The following is a 23773-nucleotide window of genomic DNA, read 5'->3' on the forward strand; positions in this document are numbered from 1 at the left end:
AAAAATCTTTCCTACGAAGGGTACGAGCGTACACGAAAGGAAATCTATGAACCTAAAAACCGCAATACAACCACGGAGGACTCAGAGATCACAGAGGGAAACAGTGGGTTAATGATCGATACCGCTTCACCCAATAGGTGAGAAGCATATGCGAGTCAAGTCTTTGGTTTTCCTCTGTGCCATCTGTGCCATCTGTGCCATCTGTGTCCTCTGTGGCTTGAATTGCAGTTTTTTTTGGGTAGTCATTGCATCCCTTCGGGCAACCAGGGTTCGGGCGCTCGCGTGTCGATGTTGGTGACCACGTCCACCAATACCGGCGCATCCGCAGCCAGCGCTTCACGAAGCGCGGGGCCGATGGCGCCCGGTTGTTCCACCCGGATGCCATTCACACTGAAACTGCGTGCAACGGCGGCGAAATCCGTGGGACCGAAGCGCAACATTTCGGCGGGATCGCCAGGATTGCCGCCTTGCATGGTGAGCAGGTTGGGCCACCCCTGGCCGAAACCCGAATTGTTATTCACCACCAGCACCACGGGCAGGTTGCGGCGGCGTGCTGTCTCCAATTCGCTAAGGTGGTAGTACAGCGCGCCGTCACCGCTAAAGCAGATCACTTTTCGATTCGGCGCCGCGCACTGCGCGCCCAGGGCTGCGGGGAATGCCCATCCGAGCGACCCCGCGGCGCGGAGGTAGGTCTGGCCAGCGCCGTTCAATTCCACCAAGGTGGAGGTCAAGATGCCCGAGTAACCCGTATCGGCCACCAAAATTCCATCGCGCGGCAACGCCGCGCTGATTTCCGCGCAAAGCCGGTCGGGGCGGATCGGCACGTCATTACTCGCAAGATCCGGCGCTCGCCGCGCGCGCCATGCCGCGACGATTTGCACCGCATGTTCGGCATACGACGTATCTCGCTTGGGCGTGCCTAATGCCGAGAGCAGCTTTTGCAATGTGGCCTTGGGATCGCCCATGAGTCCCAAGGTGTTCGGATAGGAGCGGCCGAGTTCCACCGCGTCGATGTCGATCTGCACGACAGGCGTGCCAATGCGCGGAATACGCCACGTATGCGTCACTTGATCGCCCGTATGGCAGCCGATGAAGAACACCATATCGGCTTCATGTACGATTTGGTTCGCGGGCGGGGCGCCATAATTTCCCGGTGTGCCGATGGCAAGCGGATGCAAGGTGCTGGTCAACCCGCGCCCGCCCAGAGATGTACCGATGGGTGCGCTCAAGCGCTTGCCGAGTTCCAACAGCTCGGCTCCGCAACCGGACGCCGTGGCCCCAGCCCCCGCGACTATGGCCACGCGCTTTGCGGCGAGCAACGCTAAGGCCGCGCGCGCGATATCGTCATCCGGTGGCGTGGGCCGGTGCGGAGGCATCGCCATGTCAAAGGGCGAACCGTTACTCACAGGTTCATGGACCAGGGTGGTTTCCACCCCCTCCCCCATCAAGCCTTGCAGATCCAGGTGCGCCGGCCGGGGCGTGCCACTCATCACCTCGCGCCAGGCTTGGCGTAGCAGCCGGGGCAGATCGGCGGCCTGGTCCACCTCGGCGGCAAACTTGGTGACTGGCGCGAACAAGGGCGCATGCGCGACTTCCTGGTACGCATTGCGATGCTGGTGCGCGGGGATCTTGCGCCCCGTCACCGCGATGACCGGCGAGCGGCCCAGATACGCATCTTGCAAGCCCGCGGCCAAGTTTGCCGCGCCAACGGATTGCGCGAAACATAGCCCAGGACGCCCCGCGATGCGGGCGTACCCATCTGCCATGTACGCGGCGGACTTTTCCGTGTGCGCCAGGACACGAGTGATGTTGGTGCTGCCCAGTTCAATCAAGGTGCGCCGCAGAACTGCGTCCACCCAGAATACGTGCGTGGTGCCGGATGCAACCAGGGTGCGCGCGAACCACTGTGCACCGGTGAGCGCTTCAGCCATTTCCCCCTCCTCCGCCTTCAGTCTTATGGCTCGGAGTTTAGGGGAGAACCGGCGGCGCGACTAGCCCGCGGGAGCGGCCCTTGCCGAGGGCGCGCTCTACTGGTACCGGATCTGAACGTTGGCCGGGCTCAACCACTCGCCCAAGGCCTGCACCAGTTCGTCTTGCAAACTGACGCGCCACTGCTCTCCTAAATCGATCTCGCACTGAGCATCGTGGTTGTTGTAGGCCACGAAGACCGGGCATTTACCACCGCGGTAAGGGGCAAGCAAATCGCGTAATTTGGACCCGCTGGATTGTCCGTTGCATTGCAGCCGCATGCCCTTGGCGAAGTGGTTGCGAGCGGCGGATAGATCGAAAAGTTTCTCCGCGCCCATGCGCACGCCGCCCGTGAATTCATCGAGCGCGGGCCGGCCTTCTACGATGAGGAGTTGGTCTTCCTTGAGCATGCTCCGGTGAGCTTCGAAGAGTTCGTTGAAGATGCTCACTTCGATGCGCCCGCTACCGTCGTCCAATTGCACGATGACCATGCGGCCACGCCGGGTCTGTTGCACGCGCATCGCGCCGATCACGCCCGCGGCCAGCACGGATTGCGTTTGGGGTTGGAGTCTGCCCAAGGAGGTGCGGATAAAGCTGCCGAGCTCTCCCGCGTGAACGCTGTACGGATGCCCTGACAGGTAGTAGCCGAGTGCTTGCTTTTCGTGTTGCAAGCGCTCTTTCTCGGACCAGGGTTTGGCCTGGATCAGGCGGTTGTCTTGCTCCTCCAGGGCCGCGTCCTGGCCGAAGAGGGAATTCTGATGGGCCGTGCGTCCCGATCGTTCGGCGTGTTCCAATGCCATGCCGGCGGAGGCGAGCAGCGAAGCGCGATCGGGATTGAGCGCGTCGAACGCCCCCCCGCGAATGAGGGATTCCAGGGCGCGGCGGTTGACCACGCGCCGGTCCACGCGCCGGCAAAAATCGAAGAGATCCTTGAAGGCCCCGCCATCCTTGCGCGCCTTGGCGATGGCCATGATGGCCGACTCGCCCGTACCCTTCATGGCGCCCAGCCCGTATCGAATTTCTTTTTCGCTCACCGGAACGAAACGGTAATCCGAAGCGTTGATATCGGGCGGCAGCACGACAAGATCGTTGTCTTTCGCATCGTCGTGGAACTGGTGCACCTTGTCGGTATCGTCCATCACCGCGGACAAGTTGGCCGCCATGAAAGCCGCGCCGTGGTGCACTTTCAAGTAGGCCGTTTGATAGGCCACCAGGGCGTAGGCCGCGGCGTGCGATTTGTTGAAGCCGTAGCCGGCGAACTTTTCCATCAAATCGAAAAGCTGGGTGGCGCGGCCCTGCGTCAAGCCATTCTTCAACGCACCGGCGACGAAGATTTCTCGCTGCAAAGCCATCTCTTCGGGTTTTTTCTTGCCCATGGCCCGGCGCAGCAAATCCGCGCTGCCCAGGCTATAGCCGCCCATGACCTGCGCGATTTGCATGACTTGCTCTTGGTAGACCATGATGCCGTAGGTTTCGCCCAGGATGGGTTCCAGGCGCGGGTCGAGATACTCCACGCGCTGGCGGCCGTGCTTGCGCTCGATGAAATCGGGAATGAGTTCCATGGGCCCAGGACGGAACAACGCCACCAGCGCGATGATGTCCTCGAAGCGGTCGGGTTTCGCGCGCTTCACGAGATCGCGCATGCCGCGCGATTCGAACTGGAACACGGCCGTGGTGTTGCCGGTGGCGAAAATCCGGTAGGCGGCGGAATCGTTGAGGGGAATCTTTTCCAGGGAGGTGGAAGGTGGGAGGTGGGAGGAGAGAAGCTCGACCGCATTGACCCCTCCCTCCTCCCTCCTCACTCCTCCCTCACGCGAGGCGAGCCGAGCGATAAACCTCAACGTCCAATCCAACACCGTGAGCGTGGTGAGGCCCAGAAAGTCGAACTTCACCAGGCCGACGGCTTCGACGTCGTCCTTGTCCAACTGGCTCACAATGCTTTGCGCGCCTTCGGCGCAGTAGAGCGGGCAAAAATCGGTGAGCTTTCCGGGCGCGATCAGCACACCGCCGGCATGCATGCCGACGTTGCGGGTCAGGCCTTCCAAGCGCCCAGCCAGCTCCAGCAACTCGCGCACTTCCTCTTCTTTCTTCTCGCGCTCGGCCAGCAAAGGCTCCATCTCGCGCGCCATCTTGAGCGTGATGAGTTTTCCGGGTTGGAATGGAATCAGCTTGGCCAGTTGGTCGCAGAAGTTGTAGGGCAGATCCATCACCCGGCCCACGTCGCGCACCACGGCCTTGGCCGCCATGGTGCCAAAGGTGGCGATCTGCGACACGCTGTCCGCCCCGTATTTGGCGCGCACATAATCGATGACGCGCTCGCGCCCATCCTGGCAAAAGTCGATGTCGAAGTCGGGCATCGACACCCGCTCCGGATTCAAGAAACGCTCGAACAGCAAACCATAGCGCAGCGGATCCAAATCGGTGATGCTCAAGCTGTAAGCCACCAAGGAGCCCGCGCCGGAACCGCGGCCCGGCCCCACTGGCACGCCGTTGTGCTTGGCCCATTGGATGAAGTCCGCCACGATGAGGAAGTAACCGGCGAAACCCATCTTGTTGATGGTCGCGATCTCGGTCTCCAGCCGCTCGCGGTAGCGCGCTGTCTCCTGCAATCGCTCCTGCTCGTCCGGGAAGAGTGCCAGCATCCTGTCTTCAAGCCCCCGCCGCGCTTCGGCGCCGAAGAAATCATCCAGCGCGATGCCTTGCGGCGTGGGAAAGCGCGGCAACTGGCTCTTGCCCAACTCCAAGATGAAGCTGCAACGCTTGGCGATCTCCACGCTGTTGGCCAGCGCGCTTGGGACATCGGCAAACAAGGCCGTCATCTCGGCCTGGGACTTGAAGTACTGCTCTTCGGTGAAAGTTCGCGGCCGGCGCTGGTCAGAGAGAATGTAGCCCGCGCTGATGCACACCCGCGCCTCGTGGGCGCGATAGTCATCGCGCTCCAGAAATTGCACCGGGTGCGTGGCCGCGACCGGCAGGCGTAACTCGGAGGCAAGCGCAAGGGTCTGTTGGAGCTGGGTTTCCTCGCCCACGGCCCCAGTGCGCTGAATCTCGAGGTAGAAACGGTTGGGGAACCATTTCCCCCAGCGCTTGGCGCACGCCTTGGCCGTTTTCGCGTTGCCCGCCGCCAGCCATTGCCCCACGTCTCCCATGGCGGCGCCTGACAAGGCGATGAGTCCTTCGGTACCCAGATCATCGAACCACGCGGGCAAGACTTCCGCATGGCCGCGATGTTGATTCACGCGAAAGGCCCGGCTCAACAGTTCGCACAAGCGCAAATACCCAGGGCGGTTCTGGCAAAGCAACAAGAAACGAGTGGGCTTCTCGCCTGCCTTATCGCTAGAAAGCCACAGATCGCATCCAACCAGAGGCTTGATCCCGGCCGTACGCGCAGCCTGGTAGAACTTGACCAACCCAAACACATTGGACAGATCCGTCAACGCTAGCGCGGGCATGCCACCGGCCACGGCTTTCTCGACAGCGTCGTCTATTCGGACGATGCCGTCCGAAATGGAGTATTCGCTGTGCAGGCGAAGGTGGACAAAAGCGGGAGATGCCGAAGTCATGGGCGAATTCTACGGCAGCCCCCGATGCGGTACGCTTGATGGTGTTTGTTCGAGCCTATCTATTCATCCAAAAACCAACATGAATAAACACCACTCTCTCTTTCTCGATATCCGCGGCCTGCGTTATCACGTACGGACCTGGGGTGACCCGCGCGCGCCTAAGCTCATGTTGTTGCACGGATGGATGGACGTGTCGGCATCCTTTCAGTTCTTGGTGGATGCCCTGCGGCGCGACTGGTACGTGCTGGCCCCGGACTGGCGGGGGTTCGGGCTGTCGGCGTGGGATCCCCATGGTTACTGGTTCGCGGATTATTTGGCGGACCTGGATTTTCTCTTGCGAGAACTCGCCCCGGATGAACCTGTCGATATCGCGGGCCACAGCATGGGTGGCAACGCCTTGGGGCTATACGCCGGCGCCCGGCCGGACCGCGTCAAGCGCATCGCGCTGCTGGAAGGATTCGGGTTACCGAAGAGCACGCCCGACAAAGCACCTAAGCGTTACGGCCAGTGGATGGACGAGCTGGCGAGCCCCCCGAGCTTCAAGAGTTACGGTTCCTTGGAAGAAGTGGCGGACCGCCTCAAGAAGAACAATCCTAAATTGTCCGATGCGCAAGCGCGCTTCCTCGCGCCCCATTGGGCTAGGGAAATTTCGGCGGATCGTTGGGAACTCGCCTCCGATCCAAGACACAAAGTGGTACATCCAATCTTGTACAGCCTGGACGAGGCCATCGCATGCTGGAAACAAATCACCGCACCCGCCCTTTGGGTGTGGGGCGATGGCCAATGGATGAAGGAGTGGTTCAAGGGCAGCGAGGAAGAGTTGAACGAACGGCGCGGCGCCATCGCCCATCTAAAGGAAGAACGAATCCCCGATTCAGGGCACATGCTCCACTTCGATGCGCCAGAAGCGCTCGCGGCAGTACTTGAGCATTTCTTCGAATAAATCTAGATGTGTGGCCGGCGAAGCGTATTCCTCAGGAAGCGAAGTGCGTTCTAGCTACGCGAGCCATTTATCCAGTTGGCATAAAAGTCGCGTTGAGTTAAATATCCTAAAGAAAGGTATGGGAATACCGTTGAACTTTCCACGAGAAAAACGGAGCCTCGACACTCACGGGATTTTAAGGTCACGAACTAGCCGCTAAGGAGGCGCAACCTCATGACGCTTATTGAAGGTTACAAAGCCAAGTATTCTGCCAAGCAGGAAGAGGAGTTATCGCTCCAGCAGTACCTCTATCTTTGCAAGAAGAAACCCAACACCTATGCCTCGGCCTCCGAAAGAATGCTGGCCGCGATCGGCGAACCCGAGTTGGTGGATACCCGCCATGATCCGCGGCTGTCCCGCCTGTTCGCCAACCGCGTCATCAAACGCTACCCCGCCTTCGCCGAGTTCTATGGTCTGGAAGACGCCATCTCCCAGATCGTTTCCTTCTTCAAGCACGCCGCTCAGGGACTCGAGGAACGCAAGCAAATTCTCTATTTGCTTGGGCCGGTGGGCGGCGGAAAATCTTCGATTGCTGAAAGACTTAAGCAGTTGATGTAGCTGGAACCCATCTACGCGCTAAAAGGGGTCGCCAGTCAACGAATCGCCCCTGGGATTGTTCCCCCCGGAGCAATATGGCGATGTCCTGGAGTCCGACTACGGCATTCCGCGCCGCTACCTGACGGGAATCATGTCGCCCTGGGCAATCAAGCGCTTACAGGAATTCGGCGGGGACATCGCGCAGTTCAAGGTGGTGCGCGTGCAGCCTTCGGTGTTGCGCCAAACCGCCATCGCCAAAACAGAACCGGGAGACGAGAACAACCAGGACATCTCGTCCCTGGTTGGAAAGGTCGATATCCGCAAGCTCGACAAATTTTCCCAGGACGACCAGGATGCCTACAGCTATTCCGTGGGCTTGTGTTTGGCGAATCAAGGGCTTCTCGAATTCGTGGAGATGTTCAAGGCCCCCATCAAGATGCTGCACCCCTTGCTCACCGCCACCCAGGAGGGCAACTTCAAGGGTACCGAAGGCTTCTCGGCCATTCCCTTCAACGGGATCATCCTCGCGCACTCCAACGAGTCGGAGTGGCAGTCCTTTCGCAACAACCGCCACAACGAGGCCTTCCTCGACCGTATCTATATAGTGAAGGTGCCCTACTGCCTGCAAGTTTCCTAGGAAGTGAAGATCTACAAGAAGCTGCTGCTCAACAGCGCGCTGTCCAACGCCTTTTGCGCGCCCGGCACCTTGGACATGATGGCGCAGTTCTCCGTGCTATCGCGCCTGAAGGAGCCGGAGAATTCCAGCCTCTTCTCCAAGATGCGGGTCTATGACGGCGAGAGTTTGAAAGACACGGATCCCAAGGCCAAGAGTTACCAGGAATACCGCGACTATTCCGGGGCCGATGAAGGAATGAACGGCATATCCACGCGCTTTGCCTTCAAAGTGCTCTCCGCGGTATTCAATTACGACCAGACCGAGGTCGCCGCCAACCCCGTCCACCTCATGTACGTATTGGAGCAGCGCCTGTGGCGGGAAGACTTTCCGGATGAAATCAAGCGCAAGTACATGGAGTTCATCAAGGGCTGGCTCTCGCCGCGCTACGCCGAGTTCATCGGCAAGGAAATTCAAACGGCCTATCTGGAATCCTATTCCGAGTACGGCCAGAACATCTTCGACCGCTACGTGACCTACTCGGATTGCTGGTTGCAGGACGAGGAATACCGAGATCCGGATACCGGCGAGGTGTTCGACCGCGCCGCGCTCAACAACGAGTTGGAGAAGATCGAGAAACCCGCTGGTATCGCCAATCCGAAGGACTTCCGTAACGAGATCGTCAACTTCGTGCTGCGCACGCGCGCCAACAACAACGGCAAGAATCCCGTGTGGAACAGCTACGAGAAATTGCGCGAGGTCATCGAAAAGAAAATGTTCTCCAGCACTGAAGATTTGCTGCCGGTGATTTCCTTCAACGCGCGCTCCTCCACCGATGACCAGAAGAAGCACGACAGCTTCGTCGCGCGCATGGTGTCCAAGGGCTATACCGAAAAGCAGGTGCTCTTGTTGTCCGAGTGGTACCTGCGCGTACAAAAATCGTCTTAAATCCTGGACTGGGGGGCTGGGGGCTAGGAACCCCCACCCCAGTCCAAGCCCCAAGCCCCTAGCCCCCAGAAAGATGCTCCACCTCATCGACCGCCGCTTGAACGGCCGCAACAAGAGCGCGGTCAACCGCGAGCGCTTCGTGCGCCGCTATAAGGACCACATCAAGCGCGCCGTGAAAGACATGGTAGCCGAGCGCAACATCAAGGATATGGTGCAAGGGGGCGATATCAAGGTTCCGGCCAAGGATGTCTCGGAACCGGAATTTCGCTACGGCAAGGGGGGCGACTGGGAGTCTGTACATCCCGGCAACAAGGAGTTCATTACTGGCGACCGCATCCCGCGCCCCAACGGCGGCGGTAACGGCGGTGGCGGCAGCGGCGAACAAGGCTCCGGCCAAAGCGAGGACGATTTTGTCTTCACGCTCTCGCGCGATGAGTTCTTGAACATCTTCTTCGAGGATCTGGAACTTCCCAATTTGATGCGCACCACCTTCGCCGAAGCCCATGCGAAGAAACTGGTGCGTGCCGGCTACGTCAAGGAAGGCACTCCCAGCAATCTCGCCGTGCCGCGAACCATGAAGACCGCATTGGCCCGCCGCATCGCCCTGGCCGGGCCATTGAAGGAGGAGTTGGCGCAAGCGCAAATCGCCCTTGCCCTCGCCCTTTCGAATGGCCTGCCGGAGGATGAGATTCAGCGGCTGCGCGAAGAGGCGCAACAGATCGAGGGACGCCTGCGCCAGGTTCCGTTTCTGGACGATCTGGATTTGCGCTACCGGCACCGGGTACCGAAACCGGCACCCGTGGCACGCGCGGTGATGTTTTGCCTCATGGACGTTTCGGCTTCCATGGATGAGCAAAAGAAAGATCTGGCCAAGCGCTTCTTTACCCTCCTCTATCTTTTCCTCACCCGCAAGTACGAGCACGTGGCGCTGGTCTTCATCCGCCACACGGACGAAGCCTAAGAGGTGGACGAGAACACATTCTTCCATGACAAGCGCAGCGGCGGCACGGTGGTGCTCTCCGCCTTGGAATTGATGGAAGCCATCGCCACCGATCGCTACCCGCGCACGGAGTGGAATATCTACGGCGCGCAAGCTTCCGATGGCGACGCATTCGGCGCGGACGCCGGCAAGAGCGCGCGCTTCCTGCGCGAGGAGCTGCTGCCGCTGGCGCGCTACTTCGCCTACGTCGAAGTCCCCGACGACCTGACGCGCCGCAGCCCGCTCTGGGCGGAGTACGAAGAGATCGGAAAAGCGCAGGCCAACTTCGCCATGACCCGCGTCACCCGCGCCAACGAGATATACCCAGTGTTTCGCGAGCTGTTCAAGAAATCGGTGAGCACATGAGCGCACTGTCCCACGGGCCGGAATGGGATTTCGATCTGATCGGACGCTACGAAAGCGCCATCGCGGAAACGGCCGCGGAGTTCAAGCTCGACGTCTATCCCAATCAAATCGAGATCATCAGCTCGGAGCAGATGCTGGACGCCTATGCCTCCAGCGGGCTGCCCATCGGCTACCCGCATTGGTCCTTCGGAAAGGCCTTCATTCGCAACGAGCAAGCGTACCGCAAGGGTTACCAAGGGCTGGCCTACGAAATCGTCATCAACTCCAATCCATGCATCGCGTACTTGATGGAGGAGAACACCATGATGATGCAGTCCCTGGTGATCGCGCACGCCTGCTACGGCCACAACTCTTTCTTCAAGGGTAATTATTTGTTCCGCCAGTTTACCCAGGCGGACGCCATCCTGGACTACCTCATATTCGCGCGCAATTACGTCATGAAATGCGAGGAGCGCCACGGCGTGGCCGAGGTCGAGGACATCCTGGATTCCTGTCACGCCTTGATGAACTACGGCGTGGACCGTTTCAAACGCCCGCATGCGCGCTCCGCGAAAAAACTGGAGGAGCGCAAGAGCGAAAGGGAGAATCACGAGCAGCGGCTCTACAACGATCTATGGCGCACGGTCCCGGCAAAAACCAAGGACGATAAAGCGAAAACCCAAAACCGCTTCCCGGAGGAACCCGAGGAAAACCTCCTCTACTTCGTCGAGAAGTACGCCCCCCAACTGCAACCCTGGCAGCGCGAGTTGGTGCGTATATCGAGGAAACTCGCGCAGTACTTCTACCCGCAAGTCCACACCAAGGTGATGAACGAGGGTTGGGCCACCTTCTGGCACTACACCATCACGCAACGCATGTACGACAAGGGATTGGTGAACGATGCCTTCATGTTCGAGTTCTTGCACAATCACACCAACGTGGTCACCCAGCGCGACTTCGACCACCCTGGGTATCACGGCATCAATCCTTACGCGCTAGGTTTCGCGATGATGCAAGACCTGCGGCGGGTCTGCGAATCCCCAGAACCGGAAGACCGCGTCTGGTTCCCGGAGATCGCTGGAAGCGACTGGCTCAAGACCATGGATTTCGCCATGCGAAATTTCAAGGATGAGTCTTTCATCGCGCAGTATTTATCGCCGCGGCTGATCCGGGAACTGCGCTTGTTCACCGTGGCCGACCACTCGGGCGAGTCCGATCTCAAGGTGGACAGCATTCACGACGAACATGGTTATAGGAGGGTGCGTAACATGCTCGCCAGCCAGTACCGGCGCGATAACATGCAGCCCGCCATCCAGGTCGTGCGTTACGAGCGCCATGGAGACCGCTCCCTCACCTTGCGTCATGACATCATGCGCGGCCGCCCGTTGCGCGATAAGGAAACCGAGGAAGTGCTACGCCATCTCTGGCGCTTGTGGGGCTTTAATGTCCATCTCGAATCGGTGCATGCCGACGGACGGCTGGAAAATTTCAAGGAGTGGCGGCGGTAGTGTAGTACTTCACTAGCGCTTGCTGTCGTTTACTTGGCCTTGGCCAGCGCCTGGTCGATATCCCAGAGAATGTCGCCGATGTCCTCCAGCCCCACGGAGAGGCGGATCATGTCAGGAGTGACTCCGGCCTTGATTTGTTCTTCCTCGGTGAGCTGCCGGTGCGTGGTGGAAGCCGGATGAATGACCAAAGTCTTCGCATCTCCCACGTTGGCCAGGTGGCTCAGGAACTGGCAGCCCTCGATGAACTTCACGCCCGCTTCCTGGCCACCGTCGATGCCAAAAGTCATGATGGCGCCCGCGCCCTTGGGCATGTACTTCTTGCCTAGCTCGTAGTATTTGTTCGAGGGCAACCCAGGGTAGTTCACCCAACCCACTTGCGGGTGCGCTTCCAAGAATTGGGCGACGGCCAGCGCGTTTTGCACATGGCGCTCCATGCGAATGTGCAAAGTCTCCAATCCCAGCAAGAGAATCCACGCGCTCATGGGGGCCATGGTGGGGCCCAGGGTACGCATCGTCTCCATGCGGCATTTCATGGTGTAGCCAAAATCGCCGAAGGTCTCGAAAAACCGCACGCCGTGATAACCGCGAGAAGGTTCGGTCATCCCTGGGAACTTGCCGTTATCCCAGGGAAATTTGCCAGATTCCACCAGCACACCGCCCATGGTGGTGCCGTGCCCGCCCATGTACTTGGTGGCCGAATGCACCACGATATCCGCGCCCCACTCGAAGGGCCGGCACAAATAGGGCGAGGCGAAGGTGTTGTCGATCATCAGCGGAATACCCGCTTCCGTGGCGATGGCCGCCACGGCTTCGATATCGAGCACGTTGATGCGCGGATTACCCGCCGTTTCGGCGTAGATCACCTTGGTCTTCGGTGTGAGGGCGCGCCGAAAATTCTCCGGGTCGTCGGGATCGACGAATTTCGCCTTGATCCCCATGCGCGCGAATGTCACGTCGAACTGCGAATAGGTACCGCCGTAGAGCGTGCTGGCGGAGAGAATCTCGTCTCCGGCTTCCAGCAGTGTCAGCAGCGCCGTCATTTGGGCCGCCTGCCCCGAGGCCGTCGCCAGCGCCGCGCGCCCGCCTTCCAGGGCCGCCACGCGTTCCTCGAATACCGCCGTGGTGGGATTGGAAATGCGCGTGTAGACATTGCCGAAAGTCTGCAAGTTGAACAGACTCGCTGCGTGATCCGCGGAGTCGAACACGTAGGAAGTCGTTTGATATATGGGCACCGCGCGCGAACCGGTGGCGGCATCGGGAATCTGCCCGGCGTGCAGGCACAAGGTGCCGAAGGAAAATTTGCGGTCCATCTATGGAGAGGGAGGGGGGAGGGGGGAGGGGGGAGGAGTAAAGGCGCTCATCACGGGCAACACCCTAGTACGGAAGATAGTTGGGGCGTTTGGAGGAGATGATCTTGGTGTTGACACCCGCCCAATTGAGCCCGCCGAACAAGCGTGCGTGTTCGATTTTCACGCAACGGTCCATCACGACTTCAAGGCCCGCGCGGCGCGCTTTCTCCGCGGCGGCCTCGTTGATCACGCCCAATTGCATCCACAGCACCTTGGCTCCGATGGCGATGGCCTCGTCCGCGAGGGACCCGATCTCCTCGCTCTTGCGAAAACAATCCACGATGTCCACCTTGCCCGGGATATCACGCAAGCTGGCATGACACTTTTGTCCCAGCACTTCCTGGTATTGCGGGTTCACGGGGATTAGCGTGTAGCCATGGTCGAGCATGTACTTGGCGGCGAAATAACTGGGCCGCCACCAGTTGGCGGACAAGCCCACCACCGCGATCGTCTTGCTCTCGCGCAGGATGCGTCTTAAGGTATTGATGTCTTCGTTCACCGGAGCGGTTGTAAGGAAATAACGCGCCAGAGTGTATCACTGCCGCGCCACGCGGAAACGGCATTGCCCGAACGGCGCTGGTCTAGTGCTCGGTTTCGGTCTGCGCCGTCTTGTTCGCTTCCAGCAAGCGCTTCTCGAATTCCGCTCGGTCGCAAGGACGGCCAAAAAAGTAGCCTTGCATATCGTGACAACCCAGCTCTTCGAGATACTTGCGCTCGCCTTGGGTTTCCACGCCCTCGGCGATCACACCGAGATTCAGGCTTTTTGCCAAGGAAATGATGGCGCGGGTGATGGCCGCGTTGTCCCGGTTGATGTGAACGTCGCGAACGAAAGAAAGATCTATCTTCAACACGTCCACGGGGAAGCGGTTCAGGTAGCTGAGGGAGGAGAATCCGGTGCCGAAATCGTCGATCTCCACCCGCAAACCCAAGTCACTCAAGCCCTTCAGCGCCTTCAACGCCAATTCGGTATCGCGCATGAGCACGCCTTCGGTGATTTCCACGTGCAGATAGCGCGGGTCCACCTCGTGGCGTGCGAGCACTTCGCTAATGGAGGACACCAGATTCCCGTGCGAGAACTGCGCCGCCGAAAGGTTCACCGAGATGGGGACCAACGGGATGTTCTTTTTTCCCACTCGCGAAGCTGGCGGCAGGCTTCGTTCATGACCCAGGCGTCGAAGGCCATGATGAAACCGCTCTCCTCGGCGATTCCGATGAACATGCCTGGGGGCACGATGCCGCGTTCGGGGTGGCGCCACCGGATGAGCGCCTCGCAGCCATTGATCTTTTCCGTGCGCGCATCCACCCTGGGCTGGTAATTCAAGAAGAACTCGCCTCGCTCCAATCCCTTGCGCATGGCGCTGTCCAACTCCAGCTTCAACAACGCGGACTCGTTCATGGCCGCGTTGTAGTACTGGTAGCGCCCGCGGCCTTTTCCCTTGGCGATGTACATGGCCGAATCCGCGTTCTTGAGCAAGGTCTCCGCATCGGCGCCATCTTCGGGATAGACGGCGATTCCAATACTGGCGGAAGCAAACAATTCCCGGTCGCCGATCTTTATGGAATGAGAACAGGCCTTGAGGATGCGCTCAGCCACCCTACCCGCCTCGAAGCGTTCTTTAATGTGGCTGAGAAGGAGAATGAATTCGTCTCCACCCAGGCGCGCCACCATGTCGGAACCATCGATCATCGTCCCCCTGGAAACGACATCTTCCTTGCGCGCGCATTGCCCCAGGCGCTTGGAGAACTCCTTGAGCAGTTGGTCGCCCATGTCGTGTCCCAAGGAATCGTTGATGCGCTTGAAGTTGTCCACATCCAGGAACAACACCGCCATGAAAGCGCTTTCGCGCTCGGCCAGCAACAAGGTCTTCGCCAGGACTTCCCGGAAGAAAATGCGATTCGGGAGCCCGGTCAGACCATCGTAGAAGGCCAAGCGCTTCGTCTCTTCCTCGGAGCGCTTGCGCTGGGTGATGTCTTGCAAGGTGCCGTGGGTCCACAGCGGCCTTCCGTCCATTCCCACCACCGTTTCGCACTGCAAGCGCACGTAGCGGATGTCCTCGGGGGTAACTATTACTTGGCAATCGATCTGTAATGGGGCGTAGATTTCCACGCTGGCAGTCACATCCTTGATGACTTGCGCGCGGTCCGTCTCGGCAAAAATTTCCCAGAACCGGTCAAGGGACAGCATTCCGTCTTCGGCACGGCGCTCGCGTCCCGAGAAGAGTTCGCCGTTCACGGCCAACTGGTTGTTGGCGTGATTCCAATCGAAGGAGCTGAGCCCGGCCAACTTTTGCGCATTGGCCAGCAGTACATGGCTCTTGGCCAATTGCGCAATCGCATCGCTCGCGCGCAGAAGATACCTCCAACGCGATCCCGCCCTGTACGCCCAAACCGGTCTCGCCATGCTCCGTGCGTAGATAACCGCGGGTCATCTCATTCCTGCTTCGTATCAATGCGCCGATTATTTCGGCGTTCGCGCGCAGCGGTTTGAGGGATTCCTCCAAACTCTGCTCGTTTTGGAACATCAGAGCAGGCGCGGCATTCATTCCCACCACTCCCGCGAGTTGGGTGAACCGATGCAGGGCGCTCTTTCGCTGCGCCGATATCCCTGACACGGACACGGTGAGCAGCACTAACCCCAGCGCGATTCCGCTGGAGACCGCCACGATAGCCAGTAGTTTCTGCCGAAGGGAAAGGCGCCGCACGCTCAACTTCATGTCTTCCCCTTGTGTACTACCTTGGCAACCTTCAGCAACTGCGCATTGACCTTAAGACCGGCTTTGTCTATCTCACCGAGATTGACCTCGAATACCACCTTATTGCCGTCGCTTACCAGCCCGATCATTCCGCCGGATCCCGCGAAGTTCTCCACGTCGCTCACCGTCAGTACGGGACTGCCCGAGAGGCTTTGCAGAATGCCGCCCAAGCGCGAGCGCTCCGAGCGCGCGATATAGGCAACCTCACAACCCTGGAGCGCCCCCCATCGGAGATCATACGCAGCACGATGGCCTTCCCTTGAGCGGCGCGGCCTGGCCAAAGGCGCTATGGCCTCTTCGATCTCCCCGTCTTTACCCACCACGCAAATGGTGATGTACGTTTGCAAGGCGAACGCGCCACCTGGCCAAGTGATGAACTTGGCGAAGTTGTAGACTAAGGCGGCTTTGAGCTTTTCTTCCGGGGTCTGCGCGCTCGCCGTGCAGATCGCGGCAGCCAAGCCTAGGGCAAACGCCAGTTTAGCGAGGTAACGCACAGGTAGCGTTAGAACGAATACCCGAGCTTGACCCAAAAAGTGCGGCCATCCCTTGGAATGGCGCTTATTTGAGGGAGATCGTCCGTGGAGCTGGGATCGGAGTATTTTTCGCCGAAGAGATTTTTCGCCCCAGCGGAAACTTCCAGTCCCTTGATTCGCGTGCGGTGAAGCAGCGTGAGATTGGCCACCGTATAACCGCGCACGGTCTCGCTATTACCGTCGCTCGACTCGTTGCGCCGGGAACTCAAATACTGAATTTCCACGCCAGCCGTGGTCCGTTCGGACCACAAGGGCACGATGAGATTGAGTTTCCCCACGTGCTTGGGCGAATGTCTGACGATCTGGCCCGTCGATCCGTTCTTGACTTCCTGATAACTATAACTCGCGCGGCCTTCGAGCCAGGACCACTTACCCTGCAACTCGAAATCCACGCCGGTGGCGTTCACCGAGCCGGTATTGGCATAGGTAAGAAACGTGGGGTCCGATGGATCGGTAACCGTGGAAATGAGGTCTTTAACCCGGTAGTGATAGAGCGAACCAATGGCAAACAGATGCGGCGTCAGGCTTTGCTCGAGAACCAGTTCGTAGGTACGGATTTTTTCAGGTCTTAAGCCCACGCTGGCGTTGTAGCCCACCGCGGGCGAGGCGTAGAAAAGCTCCGCGGTGTTGGGCGCGCGAAAGGCACTGCCACACAGTAATTTCACCGCCGTGCCCGCACGAGGTGCCACGATCAACCCAAGCCTTGGATTGAAGGAATTCAGATTTCCCATGCTCTTGTCGTAGCGAGCCCCCGCATTCAGGGTGGTTTTTTCTCCGAGTGCCACTTCATCTTGGACGTAAAGCGCCCAGGTATTGAAGCGATTGCGCGATTCCAAGTACTGAAAATAGGGTGCGATGTCGTGGTTTCCCAGATCGGCCTGGTAGTGGCCTATGTATTCGGTGCCCAGCGCCCCCGGTGCTTCCCGGCGATGAGCGTCTTGTACGTAATCTCGCCGATCAGCGCGTTGTACTTCGCGTAGTCGTAGTTGAGCGTGACCGGCGGATAATCGTAAAGGCTCTTCGAGTAGTAGTCGTAGCGGTTGTGGGCAATGCGCGCGGAGATGCCGTCGTTCGCCCCGAGCGCGTGGTTGAACTGCAAATCCAACAATTGGACCGAATCGTAGTTCAAGCTAGGGGTATTGAATATGTTGCCGTATAGACCCGCGGCGTAATCGTTGTAGCGTCCGGACTCGGCGTAGGAAAAGCGAAAATCCCCGTATTCCAAGCTGGCAAAGGCATTGCGCCAGTGCACCGCATGATTGTTCTCCACCACGCCATTGTTGTAAGTGGGGTCCCCGGCGAGTTCGGGAAATACGACTTGCTTTGGTCCGTGAGTGTTATAGCCGCTTACGGATACCAAGCCCTCCAGCCCCGATTCGCTTTTCTTTCCCGCCGATAAGCGCCCGCGCACGCTACCCCAAGAACCGTACTCGGCGCTCGCGTCCACTCCGTTTAGAGCTTGCCCCCGCTTGGGGATGATATTGATCACCGCGAAGAACGCTCCCGTGCCGTAAAGCGAGGAGCCTGGGCCGCGAATCACCTCCACCCGCTCGATCAAGTCCACATCGATGGGTAAGGCGCCGTCCATGAAACTTCCGCCGTAGGTCATCTCATTGGTGCGCAGGCCATCGATGAGGACCAGCACCCGGGAATTGAAGTCTTGCGGGCGGTTGAAGCCGCGGACTCCGAGAAATTCGTAGTAGCGGTTCTTGCTGATATAGAACCCCCGCACGCTGCTCAAGATATCCCCTAGCGTCTTGTGCCCGAAGATCTTGATCTCGCGCGCCGTCACCACCGTCACCGAAGAGGGAGCCTGCGTCGTTTTTTGAGTGCGCTTCGATGCCCCATAAACGTCCGCGATCTCGACCTGGACCAATTCCTCCAAGGGAAGATCCAAAAGGTCCTTCTCCGCCGTGACATCGCTCCCGGCCTGAGAACGCCCCGAGAAAAGGGCGCCGAGGAGCAAGGCGCGCAGGACTGGACGCGGGAAGCGCGTGAGCAATCCACGGGATTGGGGGTTCTTGGACAACATGGCCGCGCAAAAGAGTGGTTAACAGCAGCCATTGACGGATTTCTGCCGCCACTCTTAAGGGTGTATATCGAGGCTTGCCGTTCTTTTTTCGGGAGGAAGGTTGGCGATGCGTTTCACTTGCGCATAGAAACGCTTCATGTCGCCTTGCCCCCCGGAAAGTATGCGTTGAAAGGCGGGAACGAGTTCGGTATAAATCGCCACGGAGGCCAGTTGCGCGTTGTTGAGCGGCTGGCCGAACCAGGCGTCATAGCCCGAGAATCCGCCCCAGCCTTCCTTGAGTTGGGCGTATTCCTCTCGCATCCGCATGAAGAGCCGGTGCTTGCCAGCGCGTTTTACTTCCACGGGTAGCTCTTGGCCGTATAAGGCGGCGAGTTGCTCGCGGTAGTGCTTCACCAGCACGAGAAAATCCGCCTTGCGCGCCTGCGTCAGGTCAAAGGCTTGCTGCTGCGCCGCCGAGCCTTGCGAGGCAATCCAGCGCCGCACGCCCTCCAATTCCACGGCGGTGGCGAAGGATTCGTTGAAGGTACTATCGCCCTTCAAATAGACCACTTGATGAGCAAGCTCGTGGAATATGAGCCTCGCCACTTCGCTCTCCGAATAACCCACGAACGTATTGAGCACTGGGTCGTCCAGATAACCCAGGGTGGAATAGGCCGGCACGCCCCCCACGAAAACATCGAAGCCGCGCGCGTGCAATTGCTCGCCGAACCCGCGCGCGGCTTCCTCGCGAAAGTAGCCACGGTAGCCCACGCAACCGGCGAAGGGAAAACACCATTCCCTTGGCGCAGTGGAAAACTCCGCGGCCGCGAATACATTCCACACGACGAAAGGGCGCTTCAGGTCGGCGTACTTCTTGTAGCTTAGGTTATCGGGCAACGCCAGTTCCTCGCTCGCGAAGGCGCGTATCCGCTGCACGAGGCGCAGGCGCTCGCGCAATTGCGCGCTGGTGGCCGAATCGGCGATCACTTCCTCCACCGGCCTGGATTCGCTGGACAACTCCCATTGCCCATTGATGGCCTGCCAGTAGAAAGACACGGTACCGCAGCCGGATAGCGAGGCTGCGATAACTAGCGTCAAGGCCGCGCCCAGGGTCTTGGAATTCATTCGGGGCCAACCATGCCGAAGGACCCCGCCCGAAGAAAGCACGCTACCTGCGCGGCCACCGCCGCGGAAAATACCAGCCCGGTGTGCGAGACCGGCATGAGCAGGAAATCGCGCGCCCCTGGCAGCCGCGTTTCCGCCACGGCCACGGTGCCATCGTGAGGAGCGGGAAGGGGAAGGATCAAGCGCCCTAAACCAACCCCTAGGGTTCCAGCGATCACGCCGGCCTCGGCCCCGGGCGGCAGGTGGGGCGTGACCCCTTCGGCCAGTTCCCGCGGTGAACGGCCCAATAGCCACTTGCCAAACGGGCGCTTGGCCAACCGCGCGGCCGTGGCCGATCCTCTCACTGGAGATCCGAGTAGAACGATGCGCGACAAGCGCGGATCGGGATTCTCCGAGGCATACCGCAAACAAATCAAGCCGCCCAGACTGTGGCCCACCAAGTGCACCACACCAGCTTTCAGCGACGAGACGTAACTCGCGAGGGCGCTGGCATTAGCCCCGAAACTGCGTCCCATGGAGGGGTAGGAAAAAGCGTGCGCATCGAATCCGCCACGGCAAAGCCGCCTGCGCAGCACCTCGAACACCAAGCCGTGCAGCCATAATCCGTGAACGATCACGACGTCGTCACGGGGGCCGGCATCCTTGGCCGGTGGCACGTTCATCCCGCCGCGCGGTGACGGCGGGATGGTTTAGCCAGATCTATTGCAGATCCGCCTTCACCACGTCGAGGGCGGCTTGCGCGCATAGACCGTCGTCCTCGGCGGAAGCGCCGCTTACACCGATGCTACCGATGTGCTCGCCCTTGCCAGTCATGATGGGCAAACCTCCTTCAAAGGTCACCAGCCCAGGCACCATGGCGATACCTGGAATCTTCTGCGCGATCTCTCCGAGGAATTTAGAAGAGAAAGGGAATTGCGCCGAGGTATTGGCCTTGAGCTGGGCGATCTGGATGCTGCCCATGAAGGCATCGTCTTGCCTCAGGAAATATTTCAGTTGCCCGCCGCCGTCCAGAATGGCGATGTTCAACTTCCAGCCCTTTTCCTTGGCCTTGGCCTCGCAGGCCTCCGCCATCTTCTTGGCGGTGCTCAAATTAAGGACAGTCTTTTTCTGTTGCGCCATGGCACCGGTACTGAGCACGGCGGCGATCAGGCCTACGGCGGCCCCCAAAATAATCTTCTTCATTGTGGTCTCCTGTTGGGTAAGTACAGCGAATCGCTGCTCCGATAGGATACCGCGCTAAGCGCGGGGGCCCGGTATGCCGGCGGAGTATCCGGCGGGTAGGTATTTTGCGTGGCTCGCGGGCGAGTCCCATGATGTGCCGCCCTCACGCCGCTCATGAACCCTTTAACGACGTAATGAGGTTAGAAAGTGACCAAGCCAAATCCAGCTAAAGATCGCAAGGAAAACGCCGGGGAGTTGAGCAACGCTACTATGCGATGGCTAGCGACCCTCGACGAAAAAATCCGGCCGAGACTTCTGCCCGTGCAATATCCCCGCATTACCAACCGGCTTCAAGAACTGTGGCTCGAGCCCGAACGGGCGCGGGAGTATTTCAACGATACCGTCACGGACGTCCGGGGCGACCGCAGGGGATTCTCGGACGAAGTACTGGTTGAGTTAGCGGTGCTCAAACACCACTATGACCGCGTCCTGCATCCGATCCCGGGCGATGTGTGGACCAAGATATGGGCCGAGGCGGACTAAGCCTCCCCGGGCTTACCGCAACGATGAGCCGCGACGCCCCTTCGCTGGGACGCGGCAATTTATCGGCGCTAACGCAGCAGCCGGAAGAACTCGCGAATTTCCTTGGCCAGAAACTCCGGTTGTTCCAGGGCGGCGAAATGCCCGCCGCGCGGGGCCCGCGTCCAGCGCTGAATGTTTGCGTACATGCGTTGCGCCACCGAGCGCGGGGGATGCAAGATCTCCTTGGGAAACTCCACGTACCCGGTGGGGACGGTGATGGATCCGCCTTCCGGAATGGGCCAAGGGCCGTGCATGCGCGCGTAGTAAGGCCAGAAGGATGAGCCAATGGCGCCGGTGAACCAATAAAGCATGATGTTGGTGAGCATCTCGTCCTTGGTGAGCGCATTCTCGGGATGGCCGTCGCAATCGGTCCAGGTTCTAAATTTCTCCACCAGCCAAGCGGCAAGACCCGCGGGAGAGTCCGTCAGACCGTAGGATAGGGTGGTGGGTTTGGTGCCCTGAATCCACTGGTAACCGGTCTCTTCCTTGAGAAAGTGGTTCAGCTCATCGAGAAATTTCTTCTCTTCGTCCGTGGGATTCTCCAGCATCTTCGGGTCGCGCCGCACCGTGAGCAGGTTCAGGTGAATGCCCATCACGTTGCGCGGATGGGCGTAGCCCAGGCGCGACGTGACGAAGGCACCCCAGTCGCCGCCCTGGGCGGCGAATCGCTCATAGCCCAGCACCTCCGTCATCAGCGTGGCGAAGGTGGCGGCGATGTCTTCGATTGCGAAGCGCTTCTGCCCGGACTTGAAGGACAAGGTATAGCCGGGGAGCGAGGGCGCGATCACCGTGAAGGCATCGGCCGGATCGCCGCCAAAGCGCGCGGGATCCGTGAGCATGGGAATGAGCTTGTGGAACTCCAGCACCGAGCCAGGCCAGCCATGGGAGAGCAGCAAGGGCACGGGCTTGGGTCCCCTGCCCTCTTCATGGATGAAATGGACATCGGTGCCGGCGACGGGAACGGTGAATTGGCGCAGGGTGTTGAACTTCGCCTCCTGGGCGCGCCAGTCGAACTCATCGAGCCAGTATCCCGTGAGGTGCTTCATATACGAAACACTGGTGCCCGTGGACCAAGGTTCCAGGGGCGGCTCGTCGGGCCAGCGGGTGTTCCTTAAGCGTGCCCTGAGGTCTTGCAGTTGCTCTTCGGGCACGTGAAGTTTGAAGGGGGTTGGGTCCGGCATGGGTTCTCCCACGGGTGATTACGAATGAAGGAATATTAGCGCGAGGTCACGCCAGCCGGTATCGCTCCATGAACCGCCGGTCGATCGCATCCTTCCACCGCCAGACCCAATCGCCTGACCATGCCGCTGGCCCCCATGACGCGACCGCATGACGGGGCCCGGTGCCAATGAGCGCGAGGGCCCAACGCTGAGGCTCGTAGCGCAGGAGCGGTTGTCCTTGCAACGCGCGGCGCAGATTCTCCGCCAACGGCGGGCCTTGGCGCACCGCGTACGCGCCGGACTTGGGATAGTCGCGGGAGCGCATGCTTGCCACATCGCCGGCGGCGAATACGTTGTCGTGAGACAGCGAGCGCAAGTTCTCGCTGACGAGGATGAACCCGCGCTCGTCCAGCGCCAATCCCGTTGCGGCCAGCCATGAGGGGGCGGCGGCTCCGGTCGCCCACACGATGGTGCCAAACGGCAAAGTGGTTCCATCGCGAAAGTGCAAGCGATCTTCGCTGGCCCGGATGACGTGTTTGTTCAGATGCACGGTCACTGGGCCGAGGGCGCGGTGCATCAATTTTTTCGCGAGCACCCCGTGGCCGTCGAGCAGTTCGTTCGATGAGGTGACCAAGTGGAAGTCCGCGCGCTCCGCGCCCAGGCGGTGGCGCAAAGCAAGACTTAGCTCCACGCCGGCGGCACCGCCTCCCACGATGACGAAGCGCTGTTCGCCTGGGGAGCGCCGCGCGAGAGCTCCCACTTGTTGCAGGAATGCGTCCACCGGCTTGGTGCGAATTCCTATTGCCGTCGCGCCTTCGATGGAGCCGAGGGCGGACACCGAGCCCACATCCACGGACAGAATGTCGTAGGCGTGCTCGCTACCATCCTCGCAGAACACTCGCATGGCGGCGGGATCGATGTGGCGCGCGGCGCTCTGGTGAAACTCGGTGTCCGGCCCGCACAATTCAGCCAAACCGATGTGGCATTCCTCGCGCCGGTAGTGGCCCGCTACCCAGCCGGGCAGCATTCCCGAATAGGCTGTGTGTTTGCCGGGCGATACCAGCGCGATGCGGGCGCCGGGAACGGGGGACTCACGAAAACGCCTGAGTACTTCCACGTGGGCATGACCCCCTCCTAGCAATAGGATGCGCCGCTTCTGGACTTCGCTCTCCCTAGCCCGCATTTCTCACAGGGGCGCGGGCTAGTGCCCCGGCCCGGCCTGGCCCTGGCGGCCGCCGAACACCTGCGCTGGGTTGGGCACTTCCTTGTTTACCCCGCAATTGTCGCCGGTGAAGGCGACACGGCTGGGATGTCCAATCACGCCCAAGTAACGGTTCTGTACTTTGTATGCATCGAGTTCGCGATGAAACCAGCGGTTGCAGGCATCCATGCTTTCGTATTCTCCCGTGCGTGCCTGCAGAAAATGCACCAGCTCGTGCAGCAGAATGGAGCGGTCGAACACGCTGGTTTCGGGCCGCAGGCTGTTGTCCAGGTAGATGCCATCGCCCTCCTTGAACCACGCCTTGATGGAGCAATGGGTACCGCACACATAATTTTCCAGTTCGCGATGCGGCACGCGATAAACGTTGGGCAGGTCCTTCGTGATTTTGTAGCGCGAGAGCCGGTCGGCCACCGCCAAGAGCTGGCGCAGCAGTT

17 protein-coding genes and 2 pseudogenes are annotated in these 23773 nt (G+C 59.9%); 5 read left to right on the forward strand and 14 right to left on the reverse strand.

The features are described 5' to 3' along the window. Positions 1 to 242: 242 nt before the first annotated feature. Positions 243 to 1931, reverse strand: coding sequence for a thiamine pyrophosphate-binding protein (locus EXR36_09470; GenBank protein MSQ59848.1), 1689 nt, complete (start codon positions 1929 to 1931; stop codon positions 243 to 245). 96 nt (positions 1932 to 2027) lie between these two features. After that, positions 2028 to 5531 (reverse strand): DNA polymerase III subunit alpha, encoded by a 3504-nt coding sequence (locus EXR36_09475; protein ID MSQ59849.1) that lies wholly within the window; start codon positions 5529 to 5531, stop codon positions 2028 to 2030. 79 nt (positions 5532 to 5610) lie between these two features. Between EXR36_09475 and EXR36_09480 the strand changes: the two genes are divergently transcribed. The 4 genes and pseudogenes from EXR36_09480 (at position 5611) to EXR36_09495 (ending at position 11443) form a co-directional block, all read left to right on the forward strand. After that, on the forward strand, positions 5611 to 6474 hold the full coding sequence (locus tag EXR36_09480) for an alpha/beta hydrolase (protein ID MSQ59850.1): 864 nt from the start codon (positions 5611 to 5613) through the stop codon (positions 6472 to 6474). A 213-nt stretch (positions 6475 to 6687) separates the two neighbouring features. Further along, positions 6688 to 8611 (forward strand): annotated as a pseudogene (locus EXR36_09485) (PrkA family serine protein kinase). A 73-nt stretch (positions 8612 to 8684) separates the two neighbouring features. Then, positions 8685 to 9956, forward strand: a pseudogene (locus tag EXR36_09490) (YeaH/YhbH family protein). Beyond that, the gene (locus EXR36_09495; GenBank protein MSQ59851.1) at positions 9953 to 11443 is read left to right on the forward strand and encodes a SpoVR family protein; all 1491 of its coding nucleotides are present in this window, start codon (positions 9953 to 9955) and stop codon (positions 11441 to 11443) included. The pseudogene EXR36_09490 and the gene EXR36_09495 overlap by 4 nt, the downstream one beginning before the upstream one ends. A gap of 29 nt (positions 11444 to 11472) precedes the next feature. Here EXR36_09495 and EXR36_09500 read toward each other — a convergent pair whose 3' ends face one another. The 10 genes from EXR36_09500 to EXR36_09545 form a co-directional block, all read right to left on the reverse strand. Continuing rightward, positions 11473 to 12753 (reverse strand): O-acetylhomoserine aminocarboxypropyltransferase/cysteine synthase, encoded by a 1281-nt coding sequence (locus EXR36_09500; protein ID MSQ59852.1) that lies wholly within the window; start codon positions 12751 to 12753, stop codon positions 11473 to 11475. A 64-nt stretch (positions 12754 to 12817) separates the two neighbouring features. Continuing rightward, on the reverse strand, positions 12818 to 13291 hold the full coding sequence (locus EXR36_09505; GenBank protein ID MSQ59853.1) for a CoA-binding protein: 474 nt from the start codon (positions 13289 to 13291) through the stop codon (positions 12818 to 12820). An 82-nt stretch (positions 13292 to 13373) separates the two neighbouring features. After that, the gene (locus EXR36_09510) at positions 13374 to 13895 is read right to left on the reverse strand and encodes an EAL domain-containing protein (GenBank protein ID MSQ59854.1); all 522 of its coding nucleotides are present in this window, start codon (positions 13893 to 13895) and stop codon (positions 13374 to 13376) included. Next, positions 13886 to 15193, reverse strand: coding sequence for a diguanylate cyclase (locus EXR36_09515; protein ID MSQ59855.1), 1308 nt, complete (start codon positions 15191 to 15193; stop codon positions 13886 to 13888). Before EXR36_09515 ends, EXR36_09510 begins: the two co-directional genes overlap by 10 nt. Positions 15194 to 15502: 309 nt before the next feature. After that, positions 15503 to 16144, reverse strand: coding sequence for a YfiR family protein (locus EXR36_09520; GenBank protein MSQ59856.1), 642 nt, complete (start codon positions 16142 to 16144; stop codon positions 15503 to 15505). Continuing rightward, on the reverse strand, positions 16048 to 17187 hold the full coding sequence (locus EXR36_09525; GenBank protein ID MSQ59857.1) for a TonB-dependent receptor: 1140 nt from the start codon (positions 17185 to 17187) through the stop codon (positions 16048 to 16050). The genes EXR36_09520 and EXR36_09525 overlap by 97 nt, the downstream gene beginning before the upstream one ends. Continuing rightward, positions 16968 to 18110 carry a hypothetical protein gene (locus EXR36_09530; GenBank protein ID MSQ59858.1) on the reverse strand — a complete coding sequence of 381 codons (1143 nt, stop codon included), beginning with the start codon at positions 18108 to 18110 and terminating at the stop codon, positions 16968 to 16970. The genes EXR36_09525 and EXR36_09530 overlap by 220 nt, the downstream gene beginning before the upstream one ends. A gap of 54 nt (positions 18111 to 18164) precedes the next feature. Continuing rightward, complete coding sequence (locus EXR36_09535) at positions 18165 to 19214, reverse strand: aminopeptidase (GenBank protein ID MSQ59859.1); 1050 nt, start codon at positions 19212 to 19214, stop codon at positions 18165 to 18167. Continuing rightward, entirely contained in the window at positions 19211 to 19876 is a 666-nt protein-coding gene (locus tag EXR36_09540; protein MSQ59860.1) for an alpha/beta fold hydrolase, read from the reverse strand. The genes EXR36_09535 and EXR36_09540 overlap by 4 nt, the downstream gene beginning before the upstream one ends. A gap of 37 nt (positions 19877 to 19913) precedes the next feature. Beyond that, the gene (locus tag EXR36_09545; GenBank protein ID MSQ59861.1) at positions 19914 to 20333 is read right to left on the reverse strand and encodes a heme-binding protein; all 420 of its coding nucleotides are present in this window, start codon (positions 20331 to 20333) and stop codon (positions 19914 to 19916) included. Positions 20334 to 20582: 249 nt separating this feature from the next. Here EXR36_09545 and EXR36_09550 point away from each other — a divergent pair, with 249 nt between their 5' ends. Continuing rightward, a complete protein-coding gene (locus tag EXR36_09550; GenBank protein MSQ59862.1) occupies positions 20583 to 20918 on the forward strand; it encodes a hypothetical protein in 336 nt (111 codons plus the stop codon). Between the two features lie 68 nt (positions 20919 to 20986). Here the strand turns inward: EXR36_09550 and EXR36_09555 are convergent, their stop codons facing one another. Together EXR36_09555 and EXR36_09560 are read right to left on the reverse strand one after the other, a co-directional pair. Then, positions 20987 to 22138 (reverse strand): epoxide hydrolase, encoded by a 1152-nt coding sequence (locus EXR36_09555; protein ID MSQ59863.1) that lies wholly within the window; start codon positions 22136 to 22138, stop codon positions 20987 to 20989. A 46-nt stretch (positions 22139 to 22184) separates the two neighbouring features. Further along, complete coding sequence (locus EXR36_09560; protein ID MSQ59864.1) at positions 22185 to 23300, reverse strand: hypothetical protein; 1116 nt, start codon at positions 23298 to 23300, stop codon at positions 22185 to 22187. Positions 23301 to 23773: the final 473 nt, after the last annotated feature.

Source organism: Betaproteobacteria bacterium (genome assembly GCA_009693245.1).
Lineage (GTDB): Bacteria > Pseudomonadota > Gammaproteobacteria > Burkholderiales > SHXO01 > SHXO01.

Excerpts from the sequence above, each read along its gene's own strand:
- EXR36_09555 (MSQ59863.1), bottom strand. The coding sequence starts at position 22,138 with ATGCCGGACCCAACCCCCTTCAAACTTCACGTGCCCGAAGAGCAACTG.
- EXR36_09475 (MSQ59849.1), bottom strand. The coding sequence starts at position 5,531 with ATGACTTCGGCATCTCCCGCTTTTGTCCACCTTCGCCTGCACAGCGAA.
- EXR36_09530 (MSQ59858.1), bottom strand. The coding sequence starts at position 18,110 with ATGTTGTCCAAGAACCCCCAATCCCGTGGATTGCTCACGCGCTTCCCG.
- EXR36_09470 (MSQ59848.1), bottom strand. The coding sequence starts at position 1,931 with ATGGCTGAAGCGCTCACCGGTGCACAGTGGTTCGCGCGCACCCTGGTT.
- EXR36_09560 (MSQ59864.1), bottom strand. The coding sequence starts at position 23,300 with ATGCGGGCTAGGGAGAGCGAAGTCCAGAAGCGGCGCATCCTATTGCTA.
- EXR36_09545 (MSQ59861.1), bottom strand. The coding sequence starts at position 20,333 with ATGGCGCAACAGAAAAAGACTGTCCTTAATTTGAGCACCGCCAAGAAG.
- EXR36_09500 (MSQ59852.1), bottom strand. The coding sequence starts at position 12,753 with ATGGACCGCAAATTTTCCTTCGGCACCTTGTGCCTGCACGCCGGGCAG.
- EXR36_09515 (MSQ59855.1), bottom strand. The coding sequence starts at position 15,193 with ATGGCGAGACCGGTTTGGGCGTACAGGGCGGGATCGCGTTGGAGGTAT.
- EXR36_09540 (MSQ59860.1), bottom strand. The coding sequence starts at position 19,876 with ATGAACGTGCCACCGGCCAAGGATGCCGGCCCCCGTGACGACGTCGTG.
- EXR36_09480 (MSQ59850.1), top strand. The coding sequence starts at position 5,611 with ATGAATAAACACCACTCTCTCTTTCTCGATATCCGCGGCCTGCGTTAT.
- EXR36_09535 (MSQ59859.1), bottom strand. The coding sequence starts at position 19,214 with ATGAATTCCAAGACCCTGGGCGCGGCCTTGACGCTAGTTATCGCAGCC.
- EXR36_09495 (MSQ59851.1), top strand. The coding sequence starts at position 9,953 with ATGAGCGCACTGTCCCACGGGCCGGAATGGGATTTCGATCTGATCGGA.